This window comes from Cupriavidus sp. GW821-FHT02F09 (assembly GCF_059421605.1).
The window spans coordinates 40,242-54,225 of sequence record NZ_JBWKVH010000034.1 but is presented as its reverse complement, the minus strand read 5'-3'; the positions used below and the strand labels follow the sequence as shown (position 1 = coordinate 54,225).

The following is a 13,984-nucleotide window of genomic DNA, read 5'->3' as shown; positions in this document are numbered from 1 at the left end:
GGGTTGCCGTCAGGCCCACTCGCGCACGGGCAGGAAGTCCGTGTACAGCGCTGCCTCCGCGCTGCCCGGTTCCGGTTGCCAGTCATAGCGCCAGCTGGCCAGCGGCGGCATCGACATCAGGATCGACTCGCTGCGGCCGCCCGATTGCAGCCCGAAGTGCGTGCCGCGGTCGAACACCAGGTTGAACTCGACATAGCGGCCGCGCCGGTAGGCCTGGAACTCGCGCTCGCGCTCGCCGTAAGCCGTGTCCTTGCGCGCCTGCAGGATCGGCAGGTAGGCGTCCAGGAAGGCGTCGCCAACCGATTGCATCATGGCAAAGCTGCGCTCGAAGCCGAGCGCGGAGAAGTCATCGAAGAAGATGCCGCCAATGCCGCGCGCTTCGCCGCGGTGCTTGAGGAAGAAATACTCGTCGCACCATTGCTTGAAACGCGGGTAGAGGTCATCGCCATAGGGGGCGAGGGCGTCGCGGCAGGTGGCGTGGAAGTGTGCGCAGTCACCAGCGTTGCCGTAGTACGGCGTCAGGTCCATGCCGCCGCCGAACCACCACACCGGCTCGGCGCCTTCCTTCACCGCCATCAGGCAGCGCACGTTCATATGCACGGTGGGGACAAAGGGGTTGCGCGGGTGGAACACCAGCGACACGCCCATTGCCTCGAAGCCCCGCCCGGCGAGCTCCGGCCGGTTGGCGGTAGCCGATGGCGGCAGCGCATCGCCCCGCACATGCGAGAAGCCCACGCCGGCCCGCTCCATCACGGCGCCGCCTTCCAAGATCCGGGTGCGGCCGCTGCCGCGCAGGCGCTCGGTGGGCGGCTTCTCCCAGGCATCGGTCGAAAACGCCTTGCCGTCGATGGCGGCAACAGCGTCGGTGATACGGTCTTGCAGACCGAGCAGATAGGCACGGACTGCCTGGGAATCGATCATGGTATGCGGGCGGGTGAGCCGGAGCGGTGACGGCCGGGCAGGTCAGTCAACCTGCCCGGCCGTCATAGCGATGTCATGATTGTACTGGCTGAGGCAACGCCTGGCCGGATTCGGCAAATTCAGCACGAACCATCGTAAAGGGCGAAGAAATCGTAGTGGGCGGCCCATGGCGGGCACCGCAGGGCTCGCCATGGGTCGTGCAGTAGATTTATCGTCCGTTACCGCTTGATGGCTCGGTAGCCGATGTCGGTACGGTACTGCATGCCGTCGAAGTGGATCTTCTCGGCCGCGCCATAAGCCGCGCGCTGTGCCGCCTTGACGGTATCGGCCAGCCCGACCACGCACAATACGCGCCCGCCCGTGGTCAGCAGCGTGCCATCCGTGAGTGTGGTGCCGGCGTGGAAGGTCACGCTGTCGTCGGTCTCGGCCGGGATGCCTGTAATGGCATCGCCCTTGCGCGGCGCATCGGGATAGCCAAAGGCGGCCATCACCACGCCCAGCGCGGTGCGGCGGTCCCAGTCCAGTTCGATCTCGTCGAGCTTGCCGTTGACGGCGTGCTCCATCACGTCGACCAGATCGGTCTTCAGGCGCGCCAGGATCGGCTGGGTTTCCGGGTCGCCCATGCGGCAGTTGAACTCCAGCGTCTTCAGGTTGCTTTCGCTGTCGATCATCAGGCCGGCATAGAGGAAACCGGTGTAGGTGATGCCGTCTTTTTCCATGCCGCGCACGGTCGGCATGATGATCTCGCGCAGCGCGCGGGCATGCAGCGCGGGCGTGACCACCGGGGCCGGCGAGTACGCGCCCATGCCGCCGGTATTGGGGCCGGCGTCGTGATCGAGCAGGCGCTTGTGGTCCTGGCTGGTGGCGAGTGCCAGGACGTTCTTGCCGTCTACCAGCACGATGAAGCTGGCTTCCTCGCCCTCAAGGAATTCCTCGATCACCACGCGTGCGCCGGCGTCGCCGAGGCGGTTGTCGGCCAGCATCATGTCGACCGCGGCGTGCGCTTCTTCCAGCGTGGCGGCAACCACCACGCCCTTGCCGGCGGCCAGGCCGTCGGCCTTGATCACGATCGGCGCGCCTTGCGCATCGATATACGCGTGCGCGGCGGCGGCGTCGTTGAAGGTCTGGTAGGCGGCGGTCGGGATGCCGTGGCGCTGCATGAAGGCCTTGGCGAAATCCTTGGAGGATTCCAGCTGGGCTGCCGCCTGCGTCGGGCCGAAGATGCGCAGGCCCTTGGCACGGAAGATATCGACGATGCCGGCCGCCAGCGGCGCCTCGGGGCCGACCACCGTGAAGCTCACGCCTTCGCGCTCGGCGAAGGCGGCGAGCACTTCCGGATCGGTCAGGGGAACGTTCTGCAGCCGCTTGTCGAGCGCGGTGCCGCCATTGCCCGGCGCCACGTACACCACCTGCACCTTGGGCGACTGGGCCAATTTCCAGGCCATCGCGTGTTCACGACCACCCGAGCCGACAACCAATACTTTCATGATCTACTGCCAGAAAAAATGACGCATGCGAAATGCGAAAAGCGGCAGCCATGGCTCATCGAACCGCGCTGCCGCCGTGAGGCGAGGTCTTACCCGATCCGCGCCTTACTCCTCGATCACCGCGTTGGTGAAGACTTCCTGCACGTCGTCCAGGTTTTCCAGGGCGTCGAGCAGTTTTTGCATCTTGATGGCGTCGTCGCCGACGAAGCTGACTTCGTTCTGCGGCTTCATCGTGACGTCGGCCATCTCGGCCTTGAAGCCCGCGGCTTCCAGCGCGGCCTTGACCGTGCCGAAATCATTGGGCGGGCACAGCACTTCGATCGAGCCGTCGTCGTTGGTGACAACGTCGTCGGCGCCGGCTTCCAGCGCGGCTTCCATCAGCTTGTCCTCGGGCGTGCCGGGGGCGAACAGGAACTGGCCGCAATGGGTGAACATGAACGCCACGGAGCCTTCCGCACCCATGTTGCCGCCGTTCTTGGAGAAGGCATGGCGCACTTCGGCGACGGTACGGGTACGGTTGTCGGTCAGGCAGTCGACGATGATCGCCGCGCCGGCAAGGCCGTAGCCCTCGTAGCGGATTTCTTCGTAGTTGACGCCTTCCAGGCCACCCACGCCGCGCTGGATGGCGCGCTGGATGTTGTCCTTGGGCATGTTCGCATCCATTGCCTTGTCCATGGACAGGCGCAGGCGCGGGTTGGAGTCGGGGTCAGCGCCGCCGAGCTTCGCGGCGACGGTGATTTCCTTGATCAGGCGGGTCCAGACCTTGCCGCGCTTGGAGTCAGCCGCGGCCTTCTTGTGTTTGATATTGGCCCATTTTGAGTGACCGGCCATGATTCTCTCCGAAGCGGAAAATGTTTGACGCGCGCGCCTTGGCTTTGCGCGCCGGCTGTGCCGGGCGGGCAACGGGTGCTCGCTGGCGGCGCGCCGGGTGGTTTATGTGTCTGTGAGCCGGCCTTGGGGGCTGGCATAATCAGCCCAGCATTTTATCACGCGGCCCCGCCGCCGCTGGCCTCCCGATCACGGGAGCCGCCGGGAAGGGCGGGGACGGTCGCGGCGAAAGCGCCGCGCGGCTTGCCAACCAGAGAGACCATGGCCGAACCCATCATCATCGCCAAGAACGCCGAGCTGGAACTTGCCCTGCTGCCCGAGATGGGCAACCGGCACGGCCTGATCACCGGCGCCACCGGCACCGGCAAGACCGTGACCCTGCAAAGCCTGGCCCAGGGTTTCTCCCGGCTGGGCGTGCCGGTCTTCATGGCCGACGTCAAAGGTGATCTGACCGGCATTTCCCAGCCGGGCAAGCTCTCCGACAAGCTCAAGGCCCGGCTGGCCGAGCTCGGCCTGCCCGAGCCGGTGTGGGGCGCCTGCCCCACCACCCTGTGGGATGTGTTCGGGCAAAAGGGCCATCCCGTGCGCGCCACGGTCTCCCATATGGGGCCGCTGCTGCTGTCGCGCATGCTGGAACTCAACGACACCCAGCAGGGCGTGCTCAACCTGGTTTTCCGCATCGCCGACGCCAACGGGCTGCTGCTGCTCGACGCCAAGGACCTGCGCGCCATGCTGCAGTACGTGGGCGACAACGCGGGGCAGTTCACCACCGAATACGGCAATATCTCCGCGGCCTCGATCGGGGCCATCCAGCGCGGGCTGATGGCGCTGGAGTCACAAGGCGCAGACGTGTTCTTCGGCGAACCCATGCTCAACCTGGACGACTTCATCCAGACCGAGAACGGGCAGGGCGTGGTGAATATCCTGGCCGCCGACAAGCTGCTGAATTCGCCCAAGCTCTACGCCACTTTCCTGCTTTGGCTGTTGTCGGAGCTGTTCGAGAAACTGCCCGAGGCGGGCGATCTTGACAAGCCCAAGCTGGTGTTCTTTTTCGACGAGGCGCACCTGCTGTTCAACGACGCGCCCAAGGCCCTGCTCGACAAGATCGAGCAGGTGGTGCGGCTGATCCGCTCCAAGGGCGTTGGCGTGTATTTCGTTACGCAGAATCCTGTCGACATCCCCGATACCGTGCTGGGCCAGCTCGGCAACCGCGTGCAGCACGCGCTGCGCGCCTTCACGCCGCGTGACCAGAAGGCCGTCAAGGTGGCGGCCACCACCATGCGGGCCAAGCCGGGGCTGGACCTGGAAAAGGCCATCGGGGAGCTCGGTGTGGGCGAAGCGCTGGTGTCGTTGTTGGACGCCAAGGGCATCCCCGGCATCACGGAACGCGCCTGGGTGCTGGCGCCCGGCAGCCGGATCGGCCCGATCACCGACGACGAGCGCAAGCAATTGCTGGCGAACTCGCTGGTGGCCGGCACCTATGAGCAGACCATCGATCGCGAGTCGGCCTACGAGAAGCTCAAGGGCCGCGCCGCCGCGCCTGGGTCTGCCCCCGCCGCTGGCGGCGGCGCACCCGCGCCCGCGCCTACGGCTGGCCAGCCCGAAGCGCCGCCCGCGCAGGGCGGCGGCTGGCTGGACCAGGCGGGCGAGATCTTCGGCGGGCTGACCAAGGGCACGGGCAAGACCGGGCGCGGCGATTCCATCCTGGAGTCGATGGCCAAGTCGGCCGCGCGCACGGTGGGCTCGCAGGTCGGGCGCGAGCTGATTCGCGGCGTGCTGGGCAGCTTGCTGGGCTCGGGCAAGAAGAAGTAGGAGGCGCCGGCCGTCGGCCGCTCCGGTGTGCCACGCCCGGCGAGATCGGCGGGCGCGGCGCATAGCCATGGCGTGGTATCGGCCAGCCGGTCCGTCGGCGATAACGCCAGCGGGCGGGACTTGCGTCTTAGCGGCGTTGCGCCGCTGCCTCGTCTTCCCGCATCTTGCGCAGGAACAGCCGGGTGAAGAACCAGCCCATGCCGATGATGAAGGCGATGACGGCCAGGCTCATCAGCCCGGTGGGGGTCGAAAACAGGATCTTCAAGGCTGCCATGTGGGTCTCCCAGGTCAGGCGAGGCACACCGGACGGTGTGCCGCTGCCGATAGTCTAGGGAGCGCCGCGGCCGGCGGGATTGAGGCCGGTCAAGCCGGGCGCAGACAGTGCCCGGCTTGCCAGGAAAACTCAGTTCTTGGTGCCGAACAGCCGGTCGCCCGCGTCGCCGAGGCCGGGGATGATGTACGCGTGCTCGTCCAGGTGGCTGTCCAGGGAGGCGACGAACAGTTTCACGCCGGGATGTGCCTTCTGGAATACTTCGACGCCTTCCGGCGCCGCCACCAGCGCCACGAACGTAATCGCATCATCCTTGACGCCGCGGCGCTTGAGCACATCCACCGCATGCGCGGCGGAGTAGCCGGTGGCGACCATCGGGTCGCACAGGATAAAGCTGCGGTCTTCCACGTCGGGCAGGCGCACCAGGTATTCCACCGGGCGGTGCTGGTCGTCGCGGTAGACGCCGATATGGCCGATGCGGGCCGAGGGAATCAGCTCGACCAGGCCGTCGCTCATGCCCACGCCGGCGCGCAGCACCGGCACGATGGTGAGTTTCTTGCCGGCGATCACCGGCGCGTCCAGCTCCACCAAGGGCGTCTCGATGCGGCGCGTGGTCAGCGGCAGGTCGCGCGTGATTTCATAGCCCATCAGCAGCGTGATTTCCCGCAGCAGCTCGCGGAACGTGCGCGTGGAGGTGTCCTTGTCGCGCATATGGGAGAGCTTGTGCTGGATCAGCGGGTGATCGAGGATGTACAGCTTGGGGAAACGCGGATCTTGCTTCATGGCGGGTAGTCGGCAGGAGTGGGCGCGAGGGCCCGTTGCAGCCGGATTGTAATGGATGCGGAGCCGCGCGCCCCCGGCGATCCTCCCGCCGCAAGCGCGCAGCCCCGCCTGCGCTCAATCCACCGAGATGCTGGCGCTCTTGGCGACCTTGCCGAATTTCTCGTACTCGGACAGCGTCAGCGACTGCAGGTCCGCCGCGCTCGAGCCCTTGGGGTTGAAGCCTGCCTGCCCGAGTTTGTCCTTCACGTCCGCATTGCCCAGCGCCGCGATGAAGGCGGCATTGAGTGCCTGCACCACCGGCGCGGGTAGCCCGGCCGGGCCGTACACGCCGAACCACGGCTCGACGGCGTAGCCCGCCAGGCCGGCCTCGGCCAGCGTCGGCACGTTCGGCAGCGCTGGCGAGCGGCTCTTGCCGGCCACCGCCAGCGCGCGCAGCTTGCCGCCCTGGATGTGCGGCAGCGAGGCGGGCAGGTTGTCGAACATCACCTGCACGTGGCCGCCCAGCATGTCGTTGATGGCCGGGCTGCTGCCCTTGTATGGCACATGGGTCAGGCCCGTTTGCGTCATCTGCGCGAACATCGCGCCCGCCAGGTGCATGGACGTGCCGGTGCCCGCGGTGGCGTAGGTCAGGCCGGGATGGGCCTTGGCGTAGCTGACCAGCTCGGCCACATTCTTTACCGGCAGGCTGTTGCTGACTTCCAGCACAATGGTGGAGGTGCCAAGCAGGCTGACCGCGGTGAAATCCTTGCGCGGGTCGAACGGCACGTGCTTGTAGATATGCGGGTTCAACGCATTGGTCGAGATGGCGCCGAAGCCGATGGTGTAGCCGTCAGGCGCGGCCTTGGCGACCGCCTCCATGCCGATATTGCCGCCAGCGCCGGGGCGGTTCTCCACGACCACGGGCTGGCCGAGTTTCTCCGCCACCTTCTGGCCGACCGTGCGCGCCACGAGGTCAGTGGTGCCGCCAGCAGCGTAAGGCACGATGAAGCGGATTGGCTTGACGGGGTAATCGGCTGCGCTGGCGGCCGAGGGCAGCCAGCCGCTTGCGAGCATGGCAACCGCGGCGGCGATCAGCAGCGGGCGGGCGGCGGTCTGCTTTTTGACTGGAACGGGAATGCGCGAGGAAAGAATAGCGAGGGGTGCTGCCGTCATGAATGCTCCTGGTTTTTCTTATGCGGCGCGCGTTTGACGCGCCGACCGGCGAGCTTACGGCAGTTTCAGGCTGGCTGCCAGGGTTGCCAGCCAGGCAACGGCATGGCGGCTAGATATTCTGCCCGCGCTGCGCCGCTGGCAGCGCCGGGTGCCCGAGCAGGCCGCGCACCCGCTGGGTATTGCGTTCGAACACCCAGTAGACGGCAAAGGCGTAGGCATAGCAGCCCAGCAGGATCAGCGCGGCCAGGCCCAGGCTGCCGGCGCTGACAGGCAGGCGGACCTTGACCAGGGTCGCGGCGATGAACAGGGTCAGCGGGAAATGCGTCAGGTAGAGCGAGTACGAAAACCCGGACGCCAACGTAGCCAGGCGCGACAAGCCGGCGTGGCCGATGCGGATGCGGGTCGACAGCACGGCCAGCAACAGCACGAAGAAGCCCAGCGCGACAGCGGCATCGGCGTACGGCTTGTGCTTGGTCAGTGCAATGGCGGCCAGGAACACCAGCAGCGCCGGCAGCACCAGCCACTTGCGCCGCGCGATCGCTGCGATCTGCGCCAGCCGCGCTTCCAGGGCTTGCGCCAGCACGCCCAGCAGCCAGAAGAGGAAGCCTTCGACCAGGCCGTGGAACAGGCCCATCGTGACCAGCACCGCCAATACGCACAGCAACGCCTGCGGCGTGCGGCGCAGGTGCCAGGCACCGTATAGCGCAGGGAACCAGAGGTAGTACCAGAATTCGTTGGCCAGGCTCCACAACGGCCCGTTGGAGCCATAGGTATCGCAGGCAAGGGTTTGCAGGAACGCCGCGTTGCAAACCAATCCCGCGACGCCGAGGTTATGCGAGATATCGATCTGCTGGGCCGCGTTGCCCTCGGTGCCCTGGTAGAACGGCCCCCACGCCAGGTGGATCCCGGCACTGTCCCAGAACAGACCGAGCAGCAGCGCGGGCAGCAGTACGATCCATAGCCGCGTCATGCGGTCGGCCAGATAACTGCGCCAGGACCAGTCGCCACGCGTCATCTTGCGGCGTACGGTGCCGCCTACCAGGTAGCCCGAGAGCAGGAAGAACACGATTACGCATTCGTGGCCGACGCTGCACAGCGCATAGAACAACTGCAGCGCCACGCCGGCCGCGCCGCCATGCGGCCCGCTCGCCGCATAGTCGACGATGACCAGCGCGCGGACATGGCCAAGGCAGACCAGGCCCGCGGCCAGCGCCCGGATCAGGTCCAGCACATCGTATTGCTTGCTTCGGTCCGTGCCATCCACGACCAGTCTCCCGGTTCCGGCTCGCCAGGGCTGCGGTTGGCACAAGGCGGCACGCAGCGCGGGACTCTCCTTGGCAGAGCTTAGCCGGGCGGCTACGGCGTGAAGGTGCGCCGTCCCACATAGCGAAAGCCGAGGCACGGGAAGCAGGCACCGCCGCCATTGGCACTGCATGGGTTTGGGCACGCGGGTTGGGGTACGCCGCCCAACACCTGTGCGCAGCACAATGTGCCTCGGATGCAGTTGCCTCTTTTCGAATACAATGGCTCGCGACCCTGGCGGGCCGCCCGCGTCCAGCGGCGCGCGGCCCCACTATCCGGCTTCTCCCTTGTCTGCATCCCAACTTTCCCGCACCGTGCCTGCCGCCGAGCCGGCAGCGCAGCGCGCCGGCCTGGCCGTGGCTGCCGTCGGCGCCATCCTTTTTTCCGGCAAGGCGATCGTCGCCAAGCTGATGTACCGCTACCAGGTCGATGCGGTCATGGTCATCAGCCTGCGCATGCTGTTTGCCGTGCCGCTGTTCATGGCGATCGGCTGGTGGCAGTCGCGGCGCCTGCCGGCGCTGTCCTGGGCTGATCGCGGCCGCATCGTGTTCCTCGGCATCATCGGCTACTACCTGTCCAGCTTCCTCGACTTTCTCGGCCTGCAATACATCACGGCCGGGCTCGAGCGGCTGATCCTGTTCCTCACGCCGTCCTTCGTGCTGCTGGCCAGCGCCGTGCTGTTCAAGCGGCGCATCAGCTTGCGGCAGTGGCTGTCCCTGGCGCTGGCCTATATAGGCATCGTGCTGGTTTTCGCGCATGATCTCGACGTGAGCGGCGGCCAGGTGTGGCTCGGTGCCGCGCTGGTGCTCGGCAGCGCACTGACCTACGGCATCTACCTGATCGCGTCAGGCGAATTGGTGCAGCGCATCGGTTCGTTGCGGCTGGTGGCCTATGCGATGTGCGTTTCCACCGCGTGCTGCGTGGTGCAATATCTGGTGCTGCGCCGCCCGCTGTCGGAGCTGCTGCAGCCAGCCCCCGTGATGTGGCTTTCGCTAGTCAATTCTGTGTTTTGCACGGTGCTGCCGGTGTCGCTGACGATGGTGGCGGTGGCGCGCATCGGCGCGCCGATGGCTTCGCAGGCGGGTATGCTCGGACCGGTATCCACCCTGTTCCTGGGCTTCTGGCTGCTGGGCGAGCCGATCACCGGCGTGCAGCTCGCCGGCAGCGCGCTGGTGATGGGCGGGATATATTTGCTGTCGGCGCGCAAGGTGGTCAAGAGCGGGGCCGCGGGCAAGGCCCAGGCTGCTCGTCGCGGCGGCAAGGCGATGGATACGCTGGATAACAAGCAGGCGGGTGGCCGCCTCGATGACACAAGGAGTCGATGAGATGGATCTAGGATTGCGCGGCAAGCATGCGCTGGTGTGTGGCGCCAGCAAGGGCCTCGGTTTTGCCTGCGCCGACGCGCTGGCTGCCGAAGGCGTGGATGTGGTGATCGTGGCGCGCGGCGCCGAGGCGCTGGAAAAAGCCGCGGCGGACCTGCGCGCGCGCCACGGCCGGCGCGTGATGGCGGTCGCCACCGACATCACGACCCCGGCGGGGCGAAAGCTGGCGCTGGAAGCCGTCGCCAAGCTGGGCGACCTGGACATCCTGGTCAACAATGCCGGCGGCCCGCCTCCGGGCAATTTCCGCGACTGGGACCGCGATGCCTGGCTGGCAGCGATCGACGCCAACATGCTGACCCCGATCGAGCTGATCAAGGCCACGGTGGACGGCATGATCGCGCGCAAATGGGGCCGCATCGTCAACATCACCAGCGGCGCCGTGAAGGCGCCGATCGATGTGCTCGGCCTGTCCAACGGCGCGCGCTCGGGCCTGACCGGCTTTGTCGCCGGCCTGGCGCGCGAAGTGGCGCAGCACGGCGTGACGGTGAACAACCTGCTGCCCGGCCCGTTCAATACGGATCGCCTCTACAAGACCATGGAAGGCGGCGCCAGGCAGGCTGGCCTGTCGATCGAGGAAGTCTCGAAGCGCCGCGCCGCGCAGAACCCGAGCCGCCGCTTTGGCGAGCCGGCCGAGTTCGGCGCCACCTGCGCCTTCCTGTGCAGCCGCCACGCCGCTTACATGACCGGGCAGAACGTGCTCCTCGACGGCGGCGCTTACCCCGGCACGTTCTAAGCCGCTGCCGCACCCAACCCGCGACGCGCGCGCGGCCTGGCGGCCGTGCCGGCGCCGCGGGCGTTTTCCGGCCGGGCCATGCCGGCCCGGTTTTTCCCTGATTGGCCAGGATGATGCCGATGACTCCCCCTCGTATTGCGCTGATTGCGCACGACCACAAGAAAGATGACATCGTGGCTTTTGCTGGCCGCCATCGCGATTTCCTGTCACGTTGCGAACTGCTCGCCACCGGTACCACGGGTGGCCGCCTGAGCGACGAAATCGGGCTGACGGTGACGCGCATGCTCTCCGGCCCCTGGGGCGGCGACCTGCAGATTGGCGCGCAACTGGCCGAAGGCCGCGTGGGCGTGGTGATTTTCCTGCGCGACCCCATGACGCCGCAGCCGCACGAGCCCGATATCAATGCCCTGGTGCGCGCCTGCGACGTGCACAACGTGCCCTGTGCCACCAATGTGGCCACCGCGGATCTGCTGATCGCGGAGCTGCGGCGCCTGTATCCGGAGTAAGCGGCTTCGGCCCGAGGCATTGCCGCCCCCACACATACCCACCGTACCAACACGCATCAACAGGACAAGGAGAGAGACATGAGCAAAGCCATCCGCATTTTCGAGACCGGCGGCCCGGAGGTGATGCAGTGGGTTGAGGTCGAGGTGGGGGATCCCGGCCCCGGCGAGGTGCGCGTGCGGCACGAGGCGGTCGGCCTCAACTACATCGACGTGTATTTCCGCACCGGGCTGTACAAGCAGCCGCTGCCGGGTGGCCTCGGCATGGAAGGCGCCGGCGTGGTGGAGGCGGTTGGCGCCGGCGTGGGGCACCTGAACGTGGGCGACCGTGTTGCTTATGCCGGCCGTCCCACGGGCGCCTATGCGCAGGTGCGGGTCATGCCGGCCGATATCGTGGTGCGCCTGCCGGACGCCATCTCGTTCGAGCAGGGCGCGGCGATGATGCTGCAGGGCCTGACCACGCAGTACCTGCTGCGCGACAGCTACCGCGTGCAGGCAGGAGATACCGTGCTGCTGCACGCCGCCGCGGGTGGTGTTGGCCTGATTGCCAGCCAGTGGCTCAAGGCGCTGGGCGCCACCGTGATCGGCACCGCCGGCAGCGATGAAAAAGCCGCGCTGGCGCGCGCGCATGGGTGCGATCACACCATCGTCTACACGCGTGAATCCTTCGTCGACAAAGTCAAGGAAATCACCGGCGGCAAGGGCGTCGCCGCGGTCTACGACTCGGTCGGCAAGGACACTTTCAATGGCTCGCTGGATTGCCTGAAACCGCGCGGCACCATGGTGGTGTTCGGCAATGCATCCGGCCCGGTGCCGCCGTTCGATCTGTCCGTGCTGGGCAACAAGGGCTCGCTGCGCATCACGCGGCCAACGCTGATGACCTATGTGGTCCATCGCGAATTGCTGGAGCCGATGGCGGCCGAGCTATTCGAGATGGTGACCAGCGGCCGTGTGAAGATTGAAGTCCGCCAACGCTACGCGCTGGCGGATGTGGCGCAGGCGCATCGCGATCTGGAAGGCCGCAAGACCACTGGCACGACCGTCCTGCTGCCCTGAAGCGCAAGCCTGGTGCGAGCCGCCTGGCCTGCTAGCGGGCTCGCACTGTCTGGGCGCCGGCGCGCGCCTCGGCCTGCCGCAGCACGTGCGCGGGCAGGCGCCTGAGGATGAAGTGCACCGCCAGCGGGATCAGCACCACGTCGTCCATCAGGCCCAGGCCGGGGATGAAGTCGGGAATCAGGTCAATGGGCGAAATGGCGTACAGCACCAGGCCTAACGCGGCCGGCTTCAACCAGCGCGGGGCGTCGGGATGGCGCAGCGCGTACCACAGCAGGCGGCCGTCGCGCCGCACCAGGGTCCACAGTGCCGAAAATCGTTTCCACATGAGAGGCCTCCTTCACTTTTCACAAACGCCAAGCGGCGTGGCCGATTGCGCCACTCGCAGATAGCTTGGGCCAATCTTCGGCGCTTCAAGTTCCGCGGGGCGTTCAGGCGGGGGAGGGGTGACGCGAAGGACATCCAGTGACGGACATCCAGTGAAGGACGTGCAGGGCAGGTGGCGGGGCGCGGGAAGCGCCACGCCACCGTGCCGGCAGCGCTGCGAGCGCAGGCTGCCGGCAACCGCTAAACCGGCGCTGGCGATCAGCCCGGGATCTTGCCTTCCACGCCTTCGACGTAGAACTTGATGCCGTGCAGGAAGCCGTCGTCGGCTGCCTGGTCCTTGGCCAGTTGTTCCTTGCCGGTGTTGTCCTTGAGCGGACCCTTCCAGATCGGAGCCGAGCCGTCGGCGATGCCCTTCTTGCGCTCTTCCACCAGTGCCTTGACGTCATCCGGCACCACGGCGTTGAAGCCCTTCAGGTCGATCATGCCTTCCTTGACGCCCCACCACGTGGTGCCGTTCTTCCACTGGTTAGCCAGCACGTCGCCGACCACCTTGTTGTAGTACACGCCCCACGAGATCACCGAGGCGGCCAGGTGGGCCTTCTCGCCGAACTTGCTCATGTCGCTGTCCCAGCCGAATGCGTACACGCCCTTTTCCTGCGCGGTCTGCACCACGGCGGCGGAGTCGGTGTTCTGCATCAGCATGTCCACGCCCTGGCCGATCAGCGTGGTCGCGGCTTCGCGCTCCTTGCCCGGATCGAACCACTTGTTCACCCACACCACCTTGACGGTGGCCTTGGGGTTGACGCTGCGCGCGCCGATGGTGAACGAGTCGATGTTGCGGATCACCTCGGGGATGGGCACCGATGCCACCACGCCCATCTTGCCGGTCTTGCTCATCTTGCCGGCGACCACACCAGCCAGGTAAGCGCCTTCATAGGTGCGCACGTCGTACTGGGCCAGGTTGTCGGCGGTCTTGAAACCGGTGGCGTGCTCGAACTTCACGTCCGGGAATTCCTTGGCGACCTTGAGCATCGATTCCATGTAACCGAAGCTGGTGCCGAAGATGACCTTGTTGCCTTGCGCGGCGAGATCGCGGAACACGCGTTCTGCATCGGCGGCGGATTCGGGCACGTTCTCGACGAAGGACGTCTTCACCTTGTCGCCGTATTTTTCTTCCACGGCCTTGCGCCCGGCGTCATGGGCGTAGGTCCAGCCGGCATCGCCGACCGGGCCGATGTAGACGAAGGCGACCTTGAGCGGCTCGGCCTTTTGCTCGGCAGCGGGAGCGGAGGCCGGAGCCGCGCTTTCCGCCGGCTTTTCGGCTTCTTTCTTGCCGCAGCCCGCGAGAGCCAGCACGGCGGTGGCAGCCAGTGCGGCAAGGGTTTTCCTGCGCGTGACGATCATGATTTCTCCTTGTAATGACCGTGGTA

14 protein-coding genes are annotated in these 13,984 nt (G+C 66.7%); 5 read left to right on the top strand and 9 right to left on the bottom strand.

Annotation, left to right across the window (positions count from 1 at the left end; translation table 11 throughout):
• Window positions 1-9: 9 nt before the first annotated feature.
• From hemF to AC07XB_RS28590, 3 genes are all read right to left on the bottom strand, one after another.
• Window positions 10-921 carry an oxygen-dependent coproporphyrinogen oxidase gene (hemF, locus tag AC07XB_RS28600; RefSeq protein ID WP_174423134.1) on the bottom strand — a complete coding sequence of 304 codons (912 nt, stop codon included), beginning with the start codon at window positions 919-921 and terminating at the stop codon, window positions 10-12.
• Window positions 922-1,139: 218 nt separating this feature from the next.
• Window positions 1,140-2,408 carry a phosphoribosylamine--glycine ligase gene (purD, locus tag AC07XB_RS28595; protein ID WP_477134028.1) on the bottom strand — a complete coding sequence of 423 codons (1,269 nt, stop codon included), beginning with the start codon at window positions 2,406-2,408 and terminating at the stop codon, window positions 1,140-1,142.
• A 105-nt stretch (window positions 2,409-2,513) separates the two neighbouring features.
• Complete coding sequence (locus AC07XB_RS28590) at window positions 2,514-3,239, bottom strand: YebC/PmpR family DNA-binding transcriptional regulator (protein WP_416047880.1); 726 nt, start codon at window positions 3,237-3,239, stop codon at window positions 2,514-2,516.
• A gap of 258 nt (window positions 3,240-3,497) precedes the next feature.
• Between AC07XB_RS28590 and AC07XB_RS28585 the strand changes: the two genes are divergently transcribed.
• Window positions 3,498-5,048 carry a helicase HerA-like C-terminal domain-containing protein gene (locus AC07XB_RS28585; RefSeq protein ID WP_492376122.1) on the top strand — a complete coding sequence of 517 codons (1,551 nt, stop codon included), beginning with the start codon at window positions 3,498-3,500 and terminating at the stop codon, window positions 5,046-5,048.
• A gap of 127 nt (window positions 5,049-5,175) precedes the next feature.
• Here the strand turns inward: AC07XB_RS28585 and AC07XB_RS28580 are convergent, their stop codons facing one another.
• The 4 genes from AC07XB_RS28580 to AC07XB_RS28565 form a co-directional block, all read right to left on the bottom strand.
• On the bottom strand, window positions 5,176-5,322 hold the full coding sequence (locus tag AC07XB_RS28580; protein WP_006158366.1) for a DUF3149 domain-containing protein: 147 nt from the start codon (window positions 5,320-5,322) through the stop codon (window positions 5,176-5,178).
• A 129-nt stretch (window positions 5,323-5,451) separates the two neighbouring features.
• On the bottom strand, window positions 5,452-6,102 hold the full coding sequence (upp, locus tag AC07XB_RS28575) for a uracil phosphoribosyltransferase (protein WP_043344561.1): 651 nt from the start codon (window positions 6,100-6,102) through the stop codon (window positions 5,452-5,454).
• Between the two features lie 114 nt (window positions 6,103-6,216).
• Window positions 6,217-7,155 (bottom strand): Bug family tripartite tricarboxylate transporter substrate binding protein, encoded by a 939-nt coding sequence (locus AC07XB_RS28570; protein WP_492376128.1) that lies wholly within the window; start codon window positions 7,153-7,155, stop codon window positions 6,217-6,219.
• Window positions 7,156-7,363: 208 nt separating this feature from the next.
• Window positions 7,364-8,518, bottom strand: coding sequence for an acyltransferase family protein (locus AC07XB_RS28565; RefSeq protein WP_492376123.1), 1,155 nt, complete (start codon window positions 8,516-8,518; stop codon window positions 7,364-7,366).
• A 352-nt stretch (window positions 8,519-8,870) separates the two neighbouring features.
• On the opposite strand from AC07XB_RS28565, the gene AC07XB_RS28560 reads away from it, so the two are divergent.
• The 4 genes from AC07XB_RS28560 (at window position 8,871) to AC07XB_RS28545 (ending at window position 12,230) form a co-directional block, all read left to right on the top strand.
• Window positions 8,871-9,881, top strand: a complete 1,011-nt coding sequence (locus AC07XB_RS28560; RefSeq protein ID WP_492376129.1) for a DMT family transporter — start codon at window positions 8,871-8,873, stop codon at window positions 9,879-9,881.
• A 1-nt stretch (window position 9,882) separates the two neighbouring features.
• On the top strand, window positions 9,883-10,671 hold the full coding sequence (locus AC07XB_RS28555) for an SDR family oxidoreductase (protein WP_043344562.1): 789 nt from the start codon (window positions 9,883-9,885) through the stop codon (window positions 10,669-10,671).
• A gap of 119 nt (window positions 10,672-10,790) precedes the next feature.
• A complete protein-coding gene (locus AC07XB_RS28550; protein WP_006162443.1) occupies window positions 10,791-11,177 on the top strand; it encodes a methylglyoxal synthase in 387 nt (128 codons plus the stop codon).
• A 78-nt stretch (window positions 11,178-11,255) separates the two neighbouring features.
• Window positions 11,256-12,230, top strand: coding sequence for a quinone oxidoreductase family protein (locus AC07XB_RS28545; protein WP_492831829.1), 975 nt, complete (start codon window positions 11,256-11,258; stop codon window positions 12,228-12,230).
• 31 nt (window positions 12,231-12,261) lie between these two features.
• On the opposite strand, the gene AC07XB_RS28540 is transcribed toward AC07XB_RS28545, so the two are convergent.
• Both AC07XB_RS28540 and AC07XB_RS28535 read right to left on the bottom strand, forming a co-directional pair.
• Window positions 12,262-12,555 carry a YkvA family protein gene (locus AC07XB_RS28540; protein ID WP_043344566.1) on the bottom strand — a complete coding sequence of 98 codons (294 nt, stop codon included), beginning with the start codon at window positions 12,553-12,555 and terminating at the stop codon, window positions 12,262-12,264.
• Window positions 12,556-12,812: 257 nt separating this feature from the next.
• The gene (locus tag AC07XB_RS28535; protein ID WP_006162440.1) at window positions 12,813-13,958 is read right to left on the bottom strand and encodes a BMP family ABC transporter substrate-binding protein; all 1,146 of its coding nucleotides are present in this window, start codon (window positions 13,956-13,958) and stop codon (window positions 12,813-12,815) included.
• Window positions 13,959-13,984 lie beyond the last annotated feature (26 nt).